Source organism: Gilvimarinus sp. 1_MG-2023 (assembly GCF_030548285.1).
The window spans coordinates 1-356 of sequence record NZ_JAUOSC010000411.1; the positions used below are offsets into that span (position 1 = coordinate 1).

The following is a 356-nucleotide window of genomic DNA, read 5'->3' on the forward strand; positions in this document are numbered from 1 at the left end:
GATGAACCCCATTTGATTCTCCACGGCGACCCCGAAGTACGCATCCACCTGCCACCTGGCTCTGGCCACAAGGAAGGCATGCAGGCCTTTATCGAGGCCACGCGGAGCAAACTCCACGACCTGGCCGGTGTTGGCCACCGGGTGGTTCATGGCGGCGAACGTTTTCACAGCAGCATTGTGCTGAATGCCGATAACGTCGCCGAACTGGAAACCTTGTCGCCGCTGGCACCACTGCATAATCCGATGAACCTGGTCGGTATCCATTTATGCAAAGAGCTGTTTCCGTCTGCCCCGCAAGTGGCTGTATTTGATACGGCGTTTCATCAGAGTATTCCAGAGCAAACCTGGCTCTACGG

General features: G+C 56.5%; 1 pseudogene. It reads left to right on the top strand.

Features of this window, described 5'->3' with window-relative positions:
- Positions 1-356, top strand: a pseudogene (locus tag Q4563_RS17405) (acetate kinase); the annotation flags it as partial.